The sequence below is a fragment of the Kitasatospora sp. NPDC086791 genome (assembly GCF_040685975.1).
GTDB lineage: Bacteria > Actinomycetota > Actinomycetes > Streptomycetales > Streptomycetaceae > Kitasatospora.
On record NZ_JBFBOC010000021.1, the window covers coordinates 17,246 to 36,547 of the forward strand.

General features: G+C 72.6%; 18 protein-coding genes. 9 read left to right on the forward strand and 9 right to left on the reverse strand.

The features are described from left to right. Window positions 1-152 precede the first annotated feature (152 nt). From AB0Q99_RS24430 to trxA, 5 genes are all read left to right on the forward strand, one after another. Window positions 153-2,231, forward strand: coding sequence for a protein kinase family protein (locus tag AB0Q99_RS24430; protein WP_363575158.1), 2,079 nt, complete (start codon window positions 153-155; stop codon window positions 2,229-2,231). 109 nt (window positions 2,232-2,340) lie between these two features. Beyond that, window positions 2,341-3,075 carry an RNA polymerase sigma factor SigM gene (gene sigM, locus AB0Q99_RS24435; RefSeq protein ID WP_363575159.1) on the forward strand — a complete coding sequence of 245 codons (735 nt, stop codon included), beginning with the start codon at window positions 2,341-2,343 and terminating at the stop codon, window positions 3,073-3,075. Further along, a complete protein-coding gene (locus AB0Q99_RS24440; protein WP_363575161.1) occupies window positions 3,072-4,052 on the forward strand; it encodes a hypothetical protein in 981 nt (326 codons plus the stop codon). Before sigM ends, AB0Q99_RS24440 begins: the two co-directional genes overlap by 4 nt. A gap of 173 nt (window positions 4,053-4,225) precedes the next feature. Continuing rightward, the gene (trxB, locus tag AB0Q99_RS24445; protein WP_363575163.1) at window positions 4,226-5,191 is read left to right on the forward strand and encodes a thioredoxin-disulfide reductase; all 966 of its coding nucleotides are present in this window, start codon (window positions 4,226-4,228) and stop codon (window positions 5,189-5,191) included. Window positions 5,192-5,345: 154 nt separating this feature from the next. Further along, a complete protein-coding gene (gene trxA, locus AB0Q99_RS24450) occupies window positions 5,346-5,672 on the forward strand; it encodes a thioredoxin (protein ID WP_363575165.1) in 327 nt (108 codons plus the stop codon). Window positions 5,673-5,776: 104 nt separating this feature from the next. Here the strand turns inward: trxA and AB0Q99_RS24455 are convergent, their stop codons facing one another. From AB0Q99_RS24455 to rpmH, 9 genes are all read right to left on the reverse strand, one after another. Then, window positions 5,777-6,394 carry a GNAT family N-acetyltransferase gene (locus tag AB0Q99_RS24455; protein WP_363575167.1) on the reverse strand — a complete coding sequence of 206 codons (618 nt, stop codon included), beginning with the start codon at window positions 6,392-6,394 and terminating at the stop codon, window positions 5,777-5,779. 168 nt (window positions 6,395-6,562) lie between these two features. Then, window positions 6,563-7,633 (reverse strand): ParB/RepB/Spo0J family partition protein, encoded by a 1,071-nt coding sequence (locus AB0Q99_RS24460; protein ID WP_363575168.1) that lies wholly within the window; start codon window positions 7,631-7,633, stop codon window positions 6,563-6,565. Continuing rightward, window positions 7,630-8,601, reverse strand: a complete 972-nt coding sequence (locus AB0Q99_RS24465) for a ParA family protein (RefSeq protein ID WP_363575170.1) — start codon at window positions 8,599-8,601, stop codon at window positions 7,630-7,632. The genes AB0Q99_RS24460 and AB0Q99_RS24465 overlap by 4 nt, the downstream gene beginning before the upstream one ends. Before the next feature lie 316 nt (window positions 8,602-8,917). Beyond that, window positions 8,918-9,754: a 16S rRNA (guanine(527)-N(7))-methyltransferase RsmG gene (gene rsmG, locus AB0Q99_RS24470; protein WP_363575172.1), complete on the reverse strand. Its 837-nt coding sequence runs from the start codon at window positions 9,752-9,754 to the stop codon at window positions 8,918-8,920. A 178-nt stretch (window positions 9,755-9,932) separates the two neighbouring features. Beyond that, entirely contained in the window at window positions 9,933-10,463 is a 531-nt protein-coding gene (locus AB0Q99_RS24475; RefSeq protein WP_363575174.1) for a R3H domain-containing nucleic acid-binding protein, read from the reverse strand. A 78-nt stretch (window positions 10,464-10,541) separates the two neighbouring features. Next, window positions 10,542-11,699, reverse strand: a complete 1,158-nt coding sequence (yidC, locus tag AB0Q99_RS24480) for a membrane protein insertase YidC (protein WP_363575175.1) — start codon at window positions 11,697-11,699, stop codon at window positions 10,542-10,544. Beyond that, on the reverse strand, window positions 11,696-12,067 hold the full coding sequence (gene yidD, locus AB0Q99_RS24485) for a membrane protein insertion efficiency factor YidD (RefSeq protein ID WP_363575177.1): 372 nt from the start codon (window positions 12,065-12,067) through the stop codon (window positions 11,696-11,698). Before yidD ends, yidC begins: the two co-directional genes overlap by 4 nt. After that, window positions 12,064-12,492: a ribonuclease P protein component gene (gene rnpA / locus AB0Q99_RS24490; RefSeq protein ID WP_363575179.1), complete on the reverse strand. Its 429-nt coding sequence runs from the start codon at window positions 12,490-12,492 to the stop codon at window positions 12,064-12,066. Before rnpA ends, yidD begins: the two co-directional genes overlap by 4 nt. Before the next feature lie 18 nt (window positions 12,493-12,510). Further along, window positions 12,511-12,648, reverse strand: a complete 138-nt coding sequence (gene rpmH / locus AB0Q99_RS24495; RefSeq protein ID WP_030059672.1) for a 50S ribosomal protein L34 — start codon at window positions 12,646-12,648, stop codon at window positions 12,511-12,513. Between the two features lie 353 nt (window positions 12,649-13,001). Between rpmH and dnaA the strand changes: the two genes are divergently transcribed. From dnaA to recF, 4 genes are all read left to right on the forward strand, one after another. Then, a complete protein-coding gene (dnaA, locus tag AB0Q99_RS24500; RefSeq protein ID WP_363575181.1) occupies window positions 13,002-14,843 on the forward strand; it encodes a chromosomal replication initiator protein DnaA in 1,842 nt (613 codons plus the stop codon). Window positions 14,844-15,787: 944 nt separating this feature from the next. After that, the gene (gene dnaN, locus AB0Q99_RS24505; protein ID WP_363575183.1) at window positions 15,788-16,918 is read left to right on the forward strand and encodes a DNA polymerase III subunit beta; all 1,131 of its coding nucleotides are present in this window, start codon (window positions 15,788-15,790) and stop codon (window positions 16,916-16,918) included. A gap of 258 nt (window positions 16,919-17,176) precedes the next feature. Beyond that, window positions 17,177-18,052 (forward strand): phosphogluconate dehydrogenase (NAD(+)-dependent, decarboxylating), encoded by an 876-nt coding sequence (gene gnd, locus AB0Q99_RS24510; protein ID WP_350526571.1) that lies wholly within the window; start codon window positions 17,177-17,179, stop codon window positions 18,050-18,052. A 76-nt stretch (window positions 18,053-18,128) separates the two neighbouring features. After that, complete coding sequence (recF, locus tag AB0Q99_RS24515; protein ID WP_363575185.1) at window positions 18,129-19,262, forward strand: DNA replication/repair protein RecF; 1,134 nt, start codon at window positions 18,129-18,131, stop codon at window positions 19,260-19,262. Window positions 19,263-19,302 lie beyond the last annotated feature (40 nt).

Genomic DNA, 19,302 nt, shown 5'->3' on the forward strand with positions numbered 1-19,302 from the left:
CATCTCTCCACCCCTGGGCAACCGAGCAGGCCCCTCAGAGGTCGTACCCGGGGGAGAAGAGTGGGCACAATTGTCCTGGAGCACGGGGCCACCGACCCACGGGCTCCAGCGACTCTCTCGGCCGGGGCGACACAAGGGGAGGCAGGACCACGGTGGCTGATGGCACCAAGGCGGTCGTCGACACGTCGGCAGCTGACACGGCGGCGGACGAAGCCGCGCTGGCCGCGGCGATCGACGGGCTCGCCGTCGCGGAGGACGCCGACGGGCGCGCCGGTGCCGACGGCGGCAAGGACGCCTCCACCGCTGCCGCCGTTCCCGGGAAGAGCGCCGGGGACGGCGCCGGGAGCACCGGCACCCGTGCCGGCTCCGGCGCGGCCTCCGGAAGGTCCGGCGGCTCCGGCGCGGCCTCCGGGAGCACCGACGACGCCGGCGACGGCTCCGACGGAGACGCCGCCGAGGACGCCGACCCGGCGACCTCGGTCAGCGAGGAGACCTCGGAGATCACCGCCCCGCTCTCGGTCCAGGAGATCGCCGCCGAACTGGCCGCCGGCTCCGCCCGGAAGAAGCCGGCCACCGCCCCCGGGCAGGCCACCGCCAAGCGCCGTCCCACCGATCCGCAGCCCACGGTCGACCCGCGCGACACCGCGACCCTCCCGCGCACCCTCCCCGCGCCGCAGCGCCGCAGCGGCGACATGATCGGCCACCGGTACCGGCTGGAGGAGTGCATCTCCGAGACCGACACCTTCAGCAGCTGGCGCGCCGTCGACGAGAAGCTGCGCCGGGCCGTCGGCGTCCACCTGATGGCCTCCGGCCACCAGCGGGCCCGCAAGGTGCTGGCCGCCGCCAAGTCCGCCGCCCTGCTCGGCGACCCGCGCTTCGTCCAGGTCCTGGACGCCGTCCAGGAGGGCGAGCTGGTCTACGTCGTGCGGGAGTGGCTGCCGCACTCCTCCGACCTGGCCAAGCTGCTGGCGAACGGCCCGCTGGAGCCGCACGAGGCGTACCAGATGGTCCGCCAGGTCGCCGACGCGGTCGCGGCCGCCCACCGGCGCGGCCAGGCCCACCTGCGGCTCACCCCGCGCTGCGTGCTGCGCACCGACAGCGGCCAGTACCGGATCAACGGCATCGCGGTGGACGCCGCCCTGCGCGGGCTGCCCGTCGAGGGCACCGCCGAGGACGCCCAGCGCTCCGACACCCGCGCGATCGGCGCCCTGCTGTTCGCCGCGCTCACCCACCGCTGGCCGTACCCCGAGGACCGCTACGACCTCCGGGGCCTCCCGAAGGGCCTCCAGAACGTCGCGCCGGACCAGGTCCGCGCCGGGGTCCACAAGGGCCTGTCCGAGCTCGCCGCCCGCGCCCTGTTCGACCACCCGCCGCACCACGCCGAGCCGATCACCACCCCGGAGGAGCTGGTCCGGGCGATCGCGCAGCTGCCCCGGATCCGCCAGCCCGAGCCGGAGCTGCCCGCCTACCCGGCACCGCCCCGGCACAACACCCACGCCCTGCCCACCGCGCCCAACCCGACCCGGGTCGCGGACCCGGCGGTCGTGCCACTGCCCGTCTCCTCCCGCCCGGCCTCGACCCACCGCACCCGGCGCCGGCTGCGCCGGGTGGCCAAGGCCACCGCCTGGACGGTCGCCCTGGGCGCGATCGGCGTCGCCTCCTGGCAGTTCGTCGACAACCTGCGCCACAACAACGGCGCCGTCGCCTCCCCGCTGCCCTCGGCCACCAGCGCCGCGCCCACGACCGCGCACCCGACGACGCACACGCCGGTGCCGATCGCCATCAAGGAGGCGCAGTCGTACAACCCGCTGGGCGACGGCCCCGAGGGCACCGAGACCATCGGGAAGTCCATCGACGGCGACCCGAACACCTCCTGGACCACCGGCTGGTACTTCGACCAGTTCGGTCCCAAGGCGCCCGCCCTCAAGTCGGGCACCGGCCTGCTGATCGACCTCGGCTCGCCGCAGTCGGTCTCCACGGTGAACGTCCAGTTCAGCGGCGGTGAGCAGACCGCGGAGCTCCGCCTGCCCACCCCGGCCGCCGCCGCCAACCCGATGCAGGCCAGGCCGGACGGTTTCACCGTCGTCGGCAAGAAGAGCGGGACCAACGTCGAGTACACCCTCGACAACCCGATCACCACCCGCTACCTCTTGATCTGGCTGACCAGCCTGGCCAAGGATTCCGACAGCAAGTTCCGCGGCCACGTCGCCGAGGTCAAGGTCTCCGGCTGACCCGACCACCGGGGCCCGGCCATCGGACGGGACGGACCGTCGGACGGGGCCGGCCATCGGGGGGCCGGGCCGGGCGGCGCACGCGCACGGCGAGGACGAAGAGGTGGCGGTGACGGACAGCGTGGACCGGACGGACGACGACGCGGCGCTGCTCGCCCGGCACGTGGCGGGCGACCGGGAGGCCTTCGGCCTGCTGGTGAACCGCCACCGCGACCGGCTCTGGGCGGTCGCCCTGCGCACCCTCGGCGACCGCGAGGAGGCCGCCGACGCGCTCCAGGACGCCCTGGTCTCCGCCTTCCGCGCCGCCGCCGGCTTCCAGGGCCGCTCGGCCGTCACCACCTGGCTGCACCGGATCGTGGTCAACGCCTGCCTGGACCGCGCCCGGCGCAGCGCCACCCGCCGCACCACCCCGCTCGACGAGGACCCGCAGCGGCTCGACACCCTGGTCGGCGCCGCCGAGCCGGCCGATTCCCCGGTGGTCCGCGCCGAGCTGCACCGCGAGGTGACCGCGGCGCTCGACGAGCTGCCCGCCGAGCAGCGGGCCGCGCTGGTCCTGGTCGACATGCAGGGCTACCCGGTCGCCGAGGCCGCCGAGCTGCTGGGCGTCCCGGTGGGCACGGTGAAGAGCCGCTGCGCGCGCGGCCGGGCCCGGCTGCTCCCGCTGGTGCGGCACCTGCGCGAGAACGACGCCGGGCCGGATGTTTCACGTGAAACACCGGGCGCACCGGGCGCGACCCCACCACGGCGGGGAGCCCCGGGGAACCCGACGGCTCCCCGCGCCGTCACAGGGACGAGCCCGAACACCGGTCGGACGGTTCTGGAAGGAGACGCGAGCACACGATGACCGCCCCCCTCCCCTCCCCCGATCCCGCCGGGGACCACCCCTCGGTCGACGCCCTCGCCGACCTCGCCGAGGGACTGGTCGAGTCCCCCGCGGCCGTCACGGCGCTGCGCCGGCACCTGGACGGCTGCGCCGAGTGCCGGGAGACCGTCGACGCCCTCGCCGAGGTCCAGGCGCTGCTCGGCGACGTCGACACCCCGCCGATGCCCGCCGACGTCGCCGACCGGCTGGACGCCGCGTTGGCCCGGGCCGCGGCCGAGGCCGACTCCGCGGCCGCCCCCGAGAGCTCACCCGAGAACTCACCCGCGGACTCCTCCGGAGCCTCCTCCGCGGGCGCCGCGGCCACCCGTCGGCCCGGCACCCCGGCCCCGCCCGCGCGCGCGGTCGCAGGGCCCTCCGCGCCGCCCTCCCGGCCCTCCGCCGCCACCGGCCCGGGCCGCTCCCGCCCCCGGCGGCGGTTCGCCCTGCTGCTGGGCACCGCGGCCGCGCTGGCCGCCCTCGGACTCGGCGGGGCACTGCTGCTGCACCCCGGCGACCGGGCCGGCGGCCCCGCCGTCACCGCGGGCGCCCCGGCGGACAGCACCGCCGCCGTGGGCCAGAACGCCCGCAGCCCGCAGCCGGCGGGCGCCGGCACCGTCTACCGTGCCGACCAACTCGCCGCCCAGGTCCAGCAGCTGCTGGCCCGCGCGGAGACCCCCACGGGGTCGCGCCCGACCGGACTGGCCAAGCCCGACAGCATCCTGCCCGCCCAGGGCGCCCGGCCGGAGCCCTCCTCCCCCGCCGCCTCCCCGACCCCCGCGCCGTCCTGCCCGGCCCCGGCCGCCGGCACCCCGCTGGCCACCGACCGGGGCAGTTACGACGGCGCCCCGGTCGACGTCCTGGTCTACCCGGTGCCCGGCCGGACCGATCTGGTCGACGTCTACCTGCGGTCCCCCGACTGCGGCCCGATCGTCCTGCACCGGAACGTTCCCAGCCGCTGAGCAGTGGTTCCCATGCGATCCACGCCCAGCGCGGCACGCCGCTCCCGGAGTTCGGCCGCCTGGTACTGATCCGCCTGGGAATGCGAGACACTGGTCAGTCGTTGTCCCGGGCGGCGGAGCAGGACCGCCCTCCCCGCAGCAAACGCGGGTCGCGATGCGAACCAGGAGAAGCAGTGAGCGACGTCCGTAACGTGATCATCATCGGTTCCGGCCCGGCCGGGTACACGGCTGCGCTCTACACGGCCCGTGCCTCCCTCAAGCCGCTGGTCTTCGAGGGGGCCGTCACCGCCGGTGGTGCGCTCATGAACACCACCGAGGTCGAGAACTTCCCGGGCTTCCGGGACGGCATCATGGGCCCCGAGCTGATGGACAACATGCGGGCCCAGGCCGAGCGCTTCGGCGCCGAGCTGATCCCCGACGACATCGTCGCGGTCGACCTCACCGGTGACATCAAGACCGTCACCGACTCCGAGGGCAACGTGCACCGGGCGCGCGCCGTGATCGTCACCACCGGCTCACAGCACCGCAAGCTCGACCTGCCGAACGAGGACAAGCTCTCCGGGCGCGGCGTCTCCTGGTGCGCCACCTGCGACGGCTTCTTCTTCCGCGACCAGGACATCGCGGTGGTCGGCGGCGGCGACACCGCCCTGGAGGAGGCGACCTTCCTCTCCCGCTTCGCCAAGAGCGTCACGATCATCCACCGCCGGGACACCCTGCGCGCCTCCAAGGCGATGCAGGAGCGCGCCTTCGCGGACGAGAAGATCCGCTTCGAGTGGGACAGCGCGGTCGAGGCCATCCACGGCGACCCGAAGCTGAGCGGCGTCACCCTGCGCGACACCACCACCGGGGAGACCCGCGAGCTCGCCGTCACCGGTCTGTTCATCGCGATCGGCCACGACCCGCGCACCGAGCTGTTCAAGGGCCAGCTGGACCTCGACGCCGAGGGTTACCTCAAGGTCGAGGCCCCCTCGACCCGGACCAACATCCCGGGCGTGTTCGGCGCCGGCGACGTCGTGGACCACACCTACCGCCAGGCCATCACCGCCTCCGGCACCGGCTGCTCCGCCGCGCTGGACGCCGAGCGCTACCTGGCCGCGCTGGACGACCTGGAGGCCAAGGCCGCCGCCGTGGCGGTCTGACCCCCGGGCCACCGACCCACCGACCCACCGACCCACCCCCGCGGGGGGAGTGTTCCCCCTGACGCACCCCCCGCCCCGGCCGGGCAGAAACAGAACGGGCCCACCCGTTGTTCTCCTGGCAGCAGCCCCCTCCGTCCGAACCCGAGGAGTTCCCGTGGCCGGCGCCACCACCACCGTCACCGACGCGACGTTCAAGTCCGACGTCCTGGACAGCGACAAGCCCGTCCTGGTCGACTTCTGGGCCACCTGGTGCGGCCCGTGCCGCCAGGTCGCCCCGATCCTGGACGAGATCGCGGCCGAGCACGCCGACAAGCTGACCATCGCCAAGCTCGACGTGGACGCCAACCAGGCGACCGCCGCCCAGTACGGCGTCATCTCGATCCCGACGCTGATCCTGTACAAGGGCGGCGAGCCGGTGAAGTCCATCACCGGTGCCCGTCCGAAGGCCGCGCTGCTGCGCGAGCTGGACGGCTTCATCTAGGTCGTCGGACCGTCGACCGCACGGCGGCGGGGCTCCCCACCCGGGGAGCCCCGCCGCCGTCTTTCGTCCCGCTCCCGTGCCCGCGACCCCTGCCCGGGGCCCGCTCAGAACGGCCGCAGCGCCGGCTCCTTGCGCCCGCCGCCGAGCAGCCGCTCCAGCGCCCCCTCCACGTCCCCCCGCCAGGAGAGCGTGGTCCGCGCCTCCAGCCGCAGCCGCGGGTAGCGGACGTGCGGCCGGACGGTCTTGAAGCCCACCGCGAGCAGGTGGTCGGCCGGCAGCACGCAGTCGGTCGGCAGCCGTCCGGCCGAACCGAAGGCCTCGATCGCCCGCACCCCGCGCCCGATCAGGTCCTTGGCCACCGTCTGCACCAGCACCCGGCCGAGTCCCTGGCCCTGGTAGCCCGGCAGCACCCGGCTGACCATCAGCTGCACGGCGTCCGGCGACACCGGACTGGTCGGGAAGGACTGCGAGCCGGGGACGTAGGCGGGCGGCGCGTAGAGCACGAAGCCCGCGGGCTGGTCGTCCACGTAGACGATCCGACCGCAGGAGCCCCACTCCAGCAGGACCGTGGAGATCCACCCCTCCTTCGCCAGCTCCGGCTTCCCGGAGTCCACCGCCTCCCTGGCACTGACCGGGTCCAGCTCCCAGAACACGCAGGAGCGGCAGCCGGCCGGCAGGTCCCCCAGGTTGTCCAGCGTCAGCGGAGCGATCCGGCGTCCCATGCCCGTACCTCCTCCTCCACCTCACGGTCGAGTGTTCCCCCACGAACACCGATGGGTGCATGTTTCACGTGAAACAGCGCCCACGTGAAGCATGCACCCATCGGTCCGGTGCCCTCGGCCCCGAAGCCCGGCCCGGCCCCGGAGCCCGACCCGGCCCCGGAGCCCGGCTCAGCTCTGCGACAGCCGCAGACCGTCCTCGCCGGGGGCCATGCTGTCCAGGATCCGGTTCAGGTCCTCCACCGAACCGAACTCCAGCACCACCTTGCCCTTGCCCAGCTTGCCCCCGCGCTGCGAGACCTCGACCTTGACCCGGGTGTCGAAGCGGTCCGACAGCCGGCTCGCCAGGTCGTTGAAGGCCGGGGAGATCAGCTTGCCCGCCTGGGGAGCCTGGCGCTTGGGCTTCTTCCCCTCCTCCGGACGCATCAGCAGGACGATCTCCTCGACGTTGCGCACCGTGAGGCCCTCGGCCACGATCCGCGCGGCCAGCTGCTCCTGCTGCGCGGCGTCCGGCACCCCGAGCAGCGCCCGGGCGTGCCCGGCCATCAGCGTTCCGGCCACCAGCCGGGTCTGCACGGACGGCGGGAGCTTCATCAGCCGCAGGGTGTTGGAGACGTGCGCGCGCGAGCGGCCGATCCGGTCGGCCAGCTCCTCGTGGGTGCAGGAGAAGTCCCGCAGCAGCTGGTCGTAGGCGGCGGCCTCCTCCAGCGGGTTCAGCTCGGCCCGGTGCAGGTTCTCCAGGAGGGCGTCCAGCAGCAGCTTGTCGTCCTCGGTGGCCCGGACGATCGCCGGGATCCGCTCCAGCCCGGCCTCCCGGGAGGCGCGCCAGCGGCGCTCGCCCATGATCAGCTCGAAGCTGTCCGCGCCGACCTGGCGCACCACGATCGGCTGGAGCAGACCGACCTCCTTGATGGAGGTGACCAGCTGGCCCAGCTTGTCGTCGTCGAAGACCTCGCGCGGCTGGCGCGGGTTCGGGGTGATCGCGTCCAGCGGCAGCTCGGCGAAGTAGGCACCGGCCGGCTGCGCCTGCTCGGCCTGCTTCTCGGCGGCCGCCCGGGCCGCCACCGTGCCGCCGCGGCCGCCCGCCGGCGGCGGCACCGGGCCCGGCGAGGTCGTGCCCGCCACCACCGAGGCCGGTACGGGCGTGGCCGTCGCCGGCTGCGCCGCCGCCCCGCCGTCCACCGGCGCGGCGGGGCGGATCAGCGCCTCCAGCCCTCGACCCAGACCCCTGCGAGCACTCACTGATGACCCTCCGTCGTACCGTGCTGTGCCACCGGGGCGCCGTGCCCCTGCTGGCCGTCCCGCTGCTGGCCCACCACCCCGGCGCCCTGGCCCACCGCACGCAGCGCGAGCTCGCGGGCGGCCTCCAGGTAGGAGAGCGCCCCGGTCGAGCCCGGGTCGTAGGTGAGCACCGTCTGCCCGTAGCTGGGCGCCTCCGAGATGCGCACCGAGCGGGGGATCGCCGTGCTCAGCACCTCTTGCTGGAAGTGGGTCCGGACCTCCTCGGCGACCTGGGCGGCCAGCCTGGTCCGGGCGTCGTACATGGTGAGCAGGATGGTCGACACGTGCAGCGCGGGGTTCAGGTGGGCGCGCACCAGCTCGACGTTGCGCAGCAGCTGGCCGAGGCCCTCCAGCGCGTAGTACTCGCACTGGATCGGGATCAGCACCTCCTGGCCGGCGACCAGGGCGTTGACCGTCAGCAGGCCCAGCGAGGGCGGGCAGTCGATCAGGATGTAGTCCAGCGGCTGCTCGTAGGCGGCGATGGCGCGCTGGAGCCGGCTCTCCCGGGCCACCAGGGAGACCAGCTCGATCTCGGCGCCGGCCAGGTCGATGGTGGCGGGGACGCAGAACAGCCCCTCGACGTCGTGCACCGGCTGCACCACGTCGGCCAGCGGCTTGCCCTCCACCAGGACGTCGTAGATGGACGGCACGTCGGCGTGGTGGTCGATGCCGAGCGCCGTGGAGGCGTTGCCCTGCGGGTCGAGGTCGACGACCAGGACGCGCAGCCCGTGCATGGCCAGCGAGGCGGCCATGTTCACGGTGGTGGTGGTCTTGCCCACCCCGCCCTTCTGGTTGGCGACCACGATCACCCGGGTGGCGGCGGGTCGGGGCAGTCCCCCTCCCGCTCGGCCGATCGCCTGAACCGCAGCCTGGGCAGCCCGCGCGATGGGCGTGTCATCGATCTGGTCGATGGTCTCCGAGTCCTGCATGGTGGTCAGTGTTTCACGTGGAACCGGAGCGGCAACAGTCGCAGCCCGGAAGAGGCCGAGCCCGCGGCGGAGCCGCACATCGAGACTGTCCGAGAGCAAGGGGCGACGTTTCACGTGAAACACCATGCCCGCTTTGCCGGAAATCTGACGTTGCGACACTCCGGCGCCCGGGGGTACCTCCCGGCCGGAGATCCGGGGAAACGCCGCTGGCCCGGGAGAGTCGGCGCCGCCTGGCCCCCGGACGACGACGGGCGGACGCCCCTCCCGTGCAGGAGGCCCGTCCGCCCGTCTCCGTACCTGTCGACGTTCACCCGGCTCAGCGGGTGCGGCGCCGCCCACCCCGTCCGCGCTCGCCGTTGCGGGCGCTCGCGGTGCGGCCCGCCCGGGCCGCCTTGGCCCGCCGGGTCGCGGCCTTCACCCCGCCGGGGCTCTCCCCCGCCTTGACCTGGACCACCCGGGTCGAGGTCTCCAGGGTGCCCTCGCCCACCGAGATGACGGTCCACTCGACCGCGCCCAGCTTGGCCAGCCCGGCCCGCGAGTCGGCCAGCTCCTGCTCCGCGCTGTCCCCCTTGAGTGCCAGCATCTGGCCGTGCGGACGCAGCAGCGGCATGCCCCAGCCGGCCAGCCGCTCCAGCGGCGCCACCGCCCGGGCGGTCACCACGTCCACCGCGAGCTTGCCGACCATCTCCTCGGCGCGGCCGCGCAGCACCGTGACGTTGTCCAGCCCCAGCTCCCGGACGACCTCCTCCAGGAAGGTGGTCCGGCGCAGCAGCGGCTCCAGCAGCGTCACCGAGACGTCCGGCCGGGCCAGCGCCACCGGGATGCCGGGCAGACCGGCACCGGAGCCGACGTCGCACAGGGTGATGCCGCCGGGCAGCAGCTCGGCCAGCACCGCGCAGTTGAGGACGTGGCGGTCCCAGAGCCGGGGCACCTCACGCGGCCCGATCAGCCCGCGCTGGACGCCCGCGGTGGCCAGCAGCTCGGTGTACCGGACCGCGGCGTCGAAGCGGTCGCCGAAGACCTCCCGGGCGACGGCCGGCGCCTCGCCCGGCCCGGTCTCCTCGCCCGGCGCGGTCACCTCGTCGGCCCGCCCCTCGGCGGCCGGGTCCACGTCCTCCCCCGGCCGGCCGGCAGCCGCGTTCTCCGTGTCCATCTCGACCTCTCCGATCCCCGGATCCACCGACCCGCTCAACGCACTGTTTCACGTGAAACGTCTACCGCCGGGTCGTTCCCCGCGGAAGGGACGACGACCCCGCCCGCACGAGGCGGACGGGGTCGCGTCCGGTGAAGCTCTCCGGCCGCCGTGGCGGCCGGTCATCGACCTGCCGGCCTCAGGCCGGCAGTACGACCACGCACCGCTGGGGCTCTTCGCCCTCGGACTCGCTGCGCAGACCGGCCGCGGCGACCGCGTCGTGGACGACCTTGCGCTCGAACGGCGTCATCGGCCGCAGCTTGACCTGCTCGCCACTGCTCTTCGCCTGCTCGGCGGCCTCGGCACCGAGCGTGGCCAGCTCGGTGCGCTTGCGGGCCCGGAAGCCGGCAATGTCCAGCATGAGGCGGCTGCGTTCGCCGGTCTCCCGGTGGACAGCCAACCGGGTCAGCTCCTGCAGGGCCTCCAGCACCTCGCCGTCCTGGCCGACCAGGCGCTGCAGCGCGCGGTCGTTGCCGTCGCTGACGATGGAGACCAGGGCGCGGTCGCCCTCGACGTCCATGTCGATGTCACCGTCGAGGTCCGCGATGTCGAGCAGACCCTCCAGGTAGTCCGCCGCGATGTCGCCCTCCTGCTCCAGGCGGGAGACGAGGTTCTCGTCGGCGCTGGCGGCGGCCTCGGCCTCGACGGCGGAGGTGGTGCCTTCCGTCACTGATGGACTCCTTCGGAGATGGGCCCGTCGAGCGGGCCGGGAACGAAGCTCTTCGCGGCTGTCAGGCCCGGGGCCCGGTCAGGACTTCCGCTTCGGCCGCTGGCCGCCACCGCGCTTCGGCTGCTGCCGGGTGCCCTGCTTGGTGCCGGTGGGCTTGGTCGTGCCCTGCTTGGCGGCCGCCGGCTTGGTCTCCGGCTCGGCCGGGACGGCGTCGGCGGGTTCCTCGGCCGTGACGTCCTTGCCCGGCTCGGCGCCGGGCTGTCCGGCGGCGCCGTGCTGGCGCTGCGCCTTGGACTGCCGACGGGGCTGCTGGCGGCGGGCGTGCACCGACTCCTCGACCACCGCGGACGCGGCGGACGCGGCGCTGAGCGCCTCCTTGGACGGGGGCAGGATCCCCCAGAGCGCACCCTTGATCTCCGTGCCGTCCGGACGCAGTCGGCCGGCCTTCTTCAGCCGGGCCTGGCGCTCCTCCCAGGCCTTGCTGCCCGGGGTCGGGTTGTTGTGGATGACGATCAGCTGCTGGCCCATCGACCAGACGTTGGTGGTCAGCCAGTAGACCAGGACACCGACGGGGAAGTTGATGCCCATCACGGCGAACATGACCGGGAAGACGTACATCAGCATCTTCTGCTGCTGCATGAACGGCGTCTTCACCGTGAGGTCGACGTTCTTGGTCATCAGCTGGCGCTGGGTGACGAACTGCGACAGCGACATCATGATGATCATCACCGCGGTGACGATCTTGACGCTGGTCTCGCTGCTGCCGAGGAAGGTCGCGGAGAGCGGGGCGCCGAAGATGTGCGCCTTGCCGGCGCTCACCAGCAGGTCACCGTGGATGACGCCGATGTCCTGGCCCTTGGCGACCTTGGCGAGCACGCCGTAGAGAGCGGTGAAGAACGGCGCCTGCACGAGGATGGGAAGGCAGCTGGAGAACGGGTTGGTACCCGCCTCCTTGTACAGCTTCATCATCTCTTCGGACTGGCGCTGCCGGTCGTTCTTGTAGCGCTCCTGGATGGCCTTCATCTTCGGCTGGATCGCCTGCATGGCCCGGGTCGCCTTGATCTGCTTCACGAAGAGCGGGATCAGGCAGATCCGGATGACGACCACCATCGAGGCGATGGACAGACCCCAGGCCCAGCCACCGTCCGGGTTGAAGACGTGGCTGTACAGCGAGTGGAACTGGACGATGATCCAGGACACCGCTGTGTACAGGGGATTCAGGAAGGAGAAGGTCACCGGTCAGGCTCCTTGGACAGGTGGATCGGCCGTGCGGGGCCAATGGGCGCCGGGCCCTCGGGGTCCGGACCGGCGGAGGTGGCGGTCACCGGATCTCCGGTGGCGGACCGGCTCTTCAGCCAGTCTCGCAACCGCCGGTGCCACACCGGGTGCTTGCGCGGCGGAACGTGATCGACCCCGCCGGGCGTCCACGGATTGCAGCGCAGGATGCGCCACGCGGTCAGTCCGCCGCCCTTGACCGCCCCGTGCACCTTCACGGCCTCGTAGCCGTAGTGCGAGCAGGAGGGGTAGTAACGGCAGACCGGACCGAGCAGTGGGCTGATCGTCCACTGGTAGACCCTGATCAGACCCATCAGCAGGTACTTCATCGCCCTGCTCCCGTCGGCGCCGTGGCGGCGGGCTCAGCCCTCAGCAACCGCTTCAGCGCCGCGTCCAGGTCACGTTCGAGGTCCTGGTACGAGGCGGACGCGGCCTGGGGCAGCGCACGCACCACTATCAGGCTACCGGCGGGCAGCCTGGACAGACGATCACGGATGAGATGGCGCAACCGGCGCTTGACCAGGTTGCGAACGACCGCCGGGCCGACGGCCTTGCTCACGACGAAACCCGCACGCGCCGAAGGAGTCCCCTCGGCGACGTGCGGGCGGGAGTCGCTGGTCCGGTCGGTCTGCCCCTGCGGGTCGCCGTCTCTGTTGAGATGGACGACCAGGAGGGGCCGGCCGGCCCGACGACCGCGTTTCACCGCGGTCGCGAAGTCCTGGCGCCGCCGCAGCCGATTCTCGGAGGGCAGCACAACAGACTCTGGCGCGGATCAGGCGGACAGGCTGGCGCGGCCCTTGCCACGGCGGGCGGCCAGGATGGCGCGGCCGGCGCGGGTACGCATCCGCAGCCGGAAGCCGTGGGTCTTCGCGCGACGACGGTTGTTCGGCTGGAAGGTGCGCTTGCTCACTCGGGGGCTCCTGAGGTGAATCGTAGGATGACGGGGGGTCGCTTGGCCGTCACCGTGCGTCCGCGTGATCTCCCCTGATTCGGAAATCCGGCCCATCGCCCCAGTTCGGCTGGGGTCTGAGGCAATCCACGGCGCCCGTGCTGCGCGCCTTATGGAGCGGGTGGACCCGCGGACATGCGGCAGCGGCCATCGACAACTCGACCTGGTTACGGTACGCGGGACGGGGTCCGAGGGTCAAACCGGCTGCCTTCGACCCGCTTTACCCACAGCCTGTGGACAACGACTTGATCCGGCTCTGTTCGCTGACTACCGTTGCAGAACTTGTCTGGTTTGTTCTTGGAAAGCGTGCACCAGTGGCTGATGTCAACAGCGACCTCGTCCCGGTCTGGGCCAGGGTCGTCGAGCGGCTGGTCAGCGACCCCGATGTCGGGGAGATGGACAAGCAGTGGGTGCAACGCACCCAGCCGATGTGGATGATGCACGACACCGCCCTGCTGGCGACCCCGAACGAGCGGGCCAAGCAGGTGCTGGAGGGCCGGCTGCTGCCGCAGCTCACCGAGGCGCTCAGCCGTGAGCTCAACCGCCCGGTCCGGATCGCCGTGATGGTCGACGCCAACGCCGTGCCGACCACCCCCGCACCCGCCCCCCAGACCCCCGCCGAGCCGTACCCGGGCCCGGCCGAGGACACCGGCGGCTACGGCGGCCAGGACTACCAGCAGTCCTACGAGCAGGACCAGCCGTACGAGCAGCGTCAGCCGTACGAGCAGGACCAGCCCTACGGCCAGGACTACGAGCGCCCCCGCTACGACACCGGCGGCTACGAGCAGCGCCCCGCGCCCTACGGCGGCCCCTCCGCCGGCCCGCAGGGCTGGCCGGGCTACCCGGAGCAGGCCGGCCGCTACGAGCCCGAGGAGCCCGCGTCCCGTCCGGCGCCGCGTCCCGTCCCCGGCCCGCCCTCGACCACCCAGGGCGACCTCTTCGGCGGCGCCTACGGCCCCGGCCCGAACGAGCAGCCCCGCGGCGGCGCGGGCCGCCGGGCGGCCGGCTCCCGCCCCTCCGGCGGCCGCCCGGCGGAGAAGGCCGCCCCGGAGCGCTCCGCCGTCCCCGGCGTGCCCGCCCCGCCCGGCGCTCCCCCGGCCGGCGGCTCGCGCAAGGACGAGCCGGCCGCCCGGCTGAACCCCAAGTACCTCTTCGACACCTTCGTGATCGGCGCGAGCAACCGCTTCGCGCACGCGGCGGCGGTGGCGGTCGCCGAGGCACCGGCCAAGGCGTACAACCCGCTCTTCATCTACGGCGAGTCCGGGCTGGGCAAGACCCACCTGCTGCACGCCATCGGGCACTACTCGCGCAGTCTCTTCCCGGGCACCCGGGTGCGCTACGTGTCCTCGGAGGAGTTCACCAACGAGTTCATCAACTCGATCCGGGACGGAAAGGCGGACGCCTTCCGCCGCCGCTACCGGGACATGGACATCCTGCTCGTGGACGACGTGCAGTTCCTGGCGAGCAAGGAGTCCACGCAGGAGGAGTTCTTCCACACCTTCAACACCCTGCACAACGCGAACAAGCAGATCGTCCTTTCGTCAGACCGGCCGCCCAAGCTGCTGACCACGCTGGAGGACCGGCTCCGCAACCGCTTCGAGTGGGGGCTGATCACCGACGTCACCCCGCCGGAGCTGGAGACCCGGATCGCGATCCTGCGCAAGAAGGCGATCCAGGAGCAACTCAACGCTCCCGCCGACGTGTTGGAGTTCATCGCGTCCCGGATCACCCGCAACATCCGGGAGTTGGAGGGCGCGCTGATCCGGGTCACCGCCTTCGCCAACCTCAACCGGGCGCCGGTGGACCTGGAGTTGGCCGGGATCGTCCTCAAGGACCTGATCCCCGGCGGCGACGAGGACGCCGGTCCGGAGATCACCGCACAGGTCATCATGCAGCAGACCGCCGCGTACTTCGGCCTGGGCGTGGACGACCTCTGCGGATCCTCGCGCAGTCGCGTGCTGGTGACGGCCCGTCAGATCGCGATGTACCTGTGCCGGGAGCTCACCGACCTGTCGCTGCCGAAGATCGGCGCGCAGTTCGGCGGCCGCGACCACACCACGGTGATGCACGCGGACCGCAAGATCCGCTCGCTGATGGCCGAGCGCCGCTCGATCTACAACCAGGTCACCGAACTCACCAACCGCATCAAGAGCTAGCACCGGCCGCGCAGGTGGCCGAAAAGGGCGTCAGGAGCGATCCTGACGCCCTTTTCGCGCATCCACAGGTGTGTGCCGCGCGGCGGCTGGGCAGGGATCCGGTCGACGGACGACGTGCCAGTCCACAGCCAGCGCCGAACACATGACCGGTGATTCGAAAACCCGGGGCGCGCAAGGCCGTTGTCCACAGGAAGGGCGCCTTCCCGGTCGTCCACAGGCCGGGGTGCCCGGAGTTATCCAGAATTCGTCCACAGGCCCGTCACCGCTACGCTCTTCCGCGCAGGTCAGGTGCCTGTGGACTTGTGCACAACGGTTATCCACAGGGTGTGGACAATTGACGGGCCACCAGTGGGCCGTCCGGGTTATCCACCGGTTGTCCCCAGGCGCGGGCCGGTTATCCCCAGGTTATCCACAGCTGCGTCCACAGTTCGACAACCGTGTGCCCGCGTTCATACCCTGGTGTGAAAGGCGTCACGAAAAGTTGACCGGGGCCCGTGGATAACCGGGCCCGGATCTGGGGATAGCCCTGGGGATAACCTGTGGATACGCTGCGTGCCCTGTGGGTAACGCTCGGCTGTCCACAGCGCGGCCTGCCCGTCCACAGCCGCCGTCCACAGCCACTGTGGACAAAATTCGGGCTCTGACCTGCGGAAACGGGGTTATCCACGGTTTCCACAGGCCCTACTACTACCACTACACAGTTAGACCGTGGACTTGCTTTCAAAGTGGGTGGGCCCCGAATCTGTGGACAACGCGACCGGCCGTGGGACCCGACACCTGTTCGGGTTGCTTCCGCCCGTCTGCCCCGTCTGTCGGCGGAGTACGTCAGACTGTCCTTGCGACTGGAAGCGGAGTGAGCAGAGCTCGGTGGACAGCCGAACCGACGATCAAGACAGACGAACCAGAGTGCGAGCGGGAGCGCTCGATCCAGGAGGCGGTTACCGGTGAAGTTCCGGGTGGAGCGTGACGTCCTCGCGGAGGCGGTGGCCTGGGCTGCCCGCAGCCTCCCGGCACGGCCGCCGGTGCCGGTGCTGGCCGGCCTGCTGCTGACGGCGCAGGAGGGCAGCCTGGCGCTGTCCGGCTTCGACTACGAGGTCTCGGCCCGGGTCGAGCTGGAGGCGGACGTCGAGGAGGCCGGCACCGTCCTGGTCTCCGGCCGGCTGCTGAACGACATCTCCCGCAACCTCCCCAACCGGCCGGTGGAGATCTCCACCGACGGCCAGCGGGTCAGCGTGGTCTGCGGCAGCTCCCGCTTCACCCTCCCCACCCTCCCGGTGGACGAGTACCCGGCGCTGCCCCAGATGCCGACCGCCACCGGCACCGTCTCCGGGGACGTCTTCGCCTCCGCCGTCAGCCAGGCCGCGGTCGCCGCCGGCCGGGACGACACCCTCCCGGTGCTCACCGGCGTCCGGGTCGAGATCGAGGGCGACCGGATCACCCTGGCCGCCACCGACCGCTACCGCTTCGCCGTCCGCGAGCTGCTGTGGAAGCCCGAGCAGTCGGACATCTCCGCGGTCGCCCTGGTCCCCGCGAAGACCCTGCAGGACATCGCCAAGTCCCTGGGCAGCGGCGACAACGTCTCCATCGCGCTCTCCTCGGGCGGCGCGGGCGAGGGCCTGATCGGCTTCGAGGGCGCCGGCCGCCGGACCACCACCCGGCTGCTGGAGGGCGAGTTCCCCAAGTTCCGCAGCCTCTTCCCGACCGAGTTCAACGCGATCGCCGCGATCCAGACCCAGCCCTTCCTGGAGGCGCTCAAGCGCGTCTCGCTGGTCGCCGAGCGCAACACCCCGGTCCGCCTCAACTTCGAGGAGGGCGTGCTGACCCTGGAGGCCGGCTCGGGCGACGACGCCCAGGCCACCGAGCGGATCGACGCCTCCCTGGAGGGCGACGCCATCTCGATCGCCTTCAACCCGGGCTACCTGGAGGAGGGCCTCAAGGCCATCGACTCCCCCTACGCCCAGCTCAGCTTCACCACCCCGACCAAGCCCGCGCTGCTCAGCGGCAAGGTCTCGGTGGACGCCGAGGAGGACAAGGCCTACCAGTACCTGATCATGCCGGTCCGCCTCTCCGGCTGATGCCCGGGAGCGGCATGATCCCGGGGGCGTGGGGGTCGCCCCCCACCGGGTGGAGCATGCCGGTCCGCCTCTCCGGCTGATCGCCCTCCCGTCGTACGCGACCCGTCCACAGGCTGTGCACACCCGTTGTGCACAGCCTGTGGACGTCTCCCCCGGTCGGCCCGACCGCAGGCGGGCCCCGGTGGTACAGCGCGTAGGCTCAGGGAGTGCGGCAACGGCGCCGCCGGCAGGCACGTCACCACAGGTAAGGACTTGGTCATGGAGCTCGGCCTCATCGGTCTCGGCAAGATGGGCGGCAACATGCGCGAGCGGATCCGCCGCGCCGGCCACACCGTCATCGGCTACGACCGCAATCCGGACATCTCCGACGTCGAGAGCCTGCAGGAACTCGTCACCAAGCTGCAGGGCCCGCGCGTGGTCTGGGTCATGGTCCCGGCCGGCGCCGCCACCCAGGCGACCGTCGACGAGCTCGCCGAGCTGCTCTCCCCCGGCGACGTGGTGGTCGACGGCGGCAACTCGCGCTGGACCGACGACGTCAAGCACGCCGAGGCGCTGGCCGCCAAGGGCATCGGCTTCGTCGACTGCGGTGTCTCCGGCGGCGTCTGGGGCCTGGAGAACGGCTACGCGCTGATGTACGGCGGCGACGCCGAGCACGTCGCCCGGGTCCAGCCGGTCTTCGACGCCCTCAAGCCCGAGGGTGACTTCGGCTCGGTGCACGCGGGTGCGGTGGGCGCCGGTCACTTCGCCAAGATGGTCCACAACGGCATCGAGTACGCGATGATGCAGGCCTTCGCCGAGGGCTGGGAGCTGCTGGAGGCCGCCCCCGAGGTCACCGACGTGCGCGAGGTCTTCCGCAGCTGGCAGGAGGGCACCGTCATCCGCTCCTGGCTGCTGGACCTGGCCGTCCGGGCGCTGGACGAGGACGAGCACCTGGCCAAGCTGCGCGGCTGGGCCGCCGACTCCGGCGAGGGCCGCTGGACCGTCGAGGCCGCGATCGACCACGCCGTGCCGCTGCCGGCGATCACCGCCTCGCTGTTCGCCCGCTTCGCCTCCCGGCAGGACGACTCGCCGCAGATGAAGATGATCGCCGCGCTGCGCAACCAGTTCGGCGGCCACGCGGTCGAGTCGAAGTAATCCCCACCCGGGGCACCGTCCCCGCCCGGGGCGCGAGCCCCGGTCCATCCACAGAAGGCGGGCGCAGTCCACAGCCATGCACGTCGCGCATCTGTCGCTCGCCGACTTCCGGTCGTACGCCCGGGCCGAGGTTCCCCTCGACCCGGGCGTGACGGCCTTCGTGGGGCCCAACGGCCAGGGCAAGACCAACCTGGTCGAGGCGATCGGCTACGTCGCCACCCTGGGCAGCCACCGGGTCGCGACCGACGCCCCGCTGATCCGGCTGGGCGCCGAGCGGGCGGTGATCCGCACCTCGGTGGTGGACCGCGGCCGCTCCACCCTGATCGAGCTGGAGCTCGCCCCGGGCAAGGCCAACCGGGCCCGGATCAACCGCTCCGACAACGTCCGCCCGCGCGACGTGCTGGGCCTGCTGCGCACCGTGCTGTTCGCGCCCGAGGACCTCAGCCTGGTCAAGGGCGACCCGGGCGAGCGCCGGCGCTTCCTGGACGAGCTGCTGACCGCCCGGGCGCCCCGGCTGGCCGGCGTGCGGCAGGACTACGAGCGGGTGCTGAAGCAGCGCAACGCCCTGCTGAAGACCGCCGCGATGGCCCGCCGGGCCGGCGGCGGCAAGGGCGCCGACCTGTCCACCCTGGAGGTCTGGGACGGCCATCTGGCGCGCGCCGGTGCCGAGTTGACTGCCTTCCGGATCCAGCTGGTGGCCGCCCTGCAGCCGCTGGTGACGGCCGCCTACGGGCAGCTGGCCCCCGGCGGCGGCGAGACCGCCCTGGAGTACCGCAGCTCCTTCGAGGGCGAGCTGCCGACCAGCCGCGAGCAGGCCGAGGAGCAGCTGCTGCGGGCGCTGCAGGCGGTCCGCAAGCAGGAGGTCGAGCGCGGCCTGACCCTGGTCGGCCCGCACCGCGACGAGCTGCTGCTCAGACTCGGCCCGCTGCCCGCCAAGGGCTACGCCAGCCACGGCGAGTCCTGGTCGTACGCGCTCGCGCTGCGGCTGGCCTCGTACGAGCTGCTGCGTTCCGACGGCGGTGAGCCGGTGCTGATCCTGGACGACGTGTTCGCCGAGCTGGACGCCGCCCGCCGGGACCGGCTGGCCGAGCTGGTGGCCGGCGGCGAGCAGGTGCTGGTGACAGCGGCGGTCGCCGAGGACGTGCCGAAGGCCCTGGCCGGCGTCCGGTTCGCGGTGGCCGACGGGGCCGTGGACCGCGTCGACACCTGACCGGGCCGACACCTGACCGCGGCGCCGCCCGAGCACCGGG

Excerpts from the sequence above, each read along its gene's own strand:
- AB0Q99_RS24440 (WP_363575161.1), top strand. The coding sequence starts at position 3,072 with ATGACCGCCCCCCTCCCCTCCCCCGATCCCGCCGGGGACCACCCCTCG.
- AB0Q99_RS24455 (WP_363575167.1), bottom strand. The coding sequence starts at position 6,394 with ATGGGACGCCGGATCGCTCCGCTGACGCTGGACAACCTGGGGGACCTG.
- AB0Q99_RS24465 (WP_363575170.1), bottom strand. The coding sequence starts at position 8,601 with ATGCAGGACTCGGAGACCATCGACCAGATCGATGACACGCCCATCGCG.
- rsmG (WP_363575172.1), bottom strand. The coding sequence starts at position 9,754 with ATGGACACGGAGAACGCGGCTGCCGGCCGGCCGGGGGAGGACGTGGAC.
- yidD (WP_363575177.1), bottom strand. The coding sequence starts at position 12,067 with ATGAAGTACCTGCTGATGGGTCTGATCAGGGTCTACCAGTGGACGATC.
- gnd (WP_350526571.1), top strand. The coding sequence starts at position 17,177 with ATGGAGCTCGGCCTCATCGGTCTCGGCAAGATGGGCGGCAACATGCGC.
- recF (WP_363575185.1), top strand. The coding sequence starts at position 18,129 with ATGCACGTCGCGCATCTGTCGCTCGCCGACTTCCGGTCGTACGCCCGG.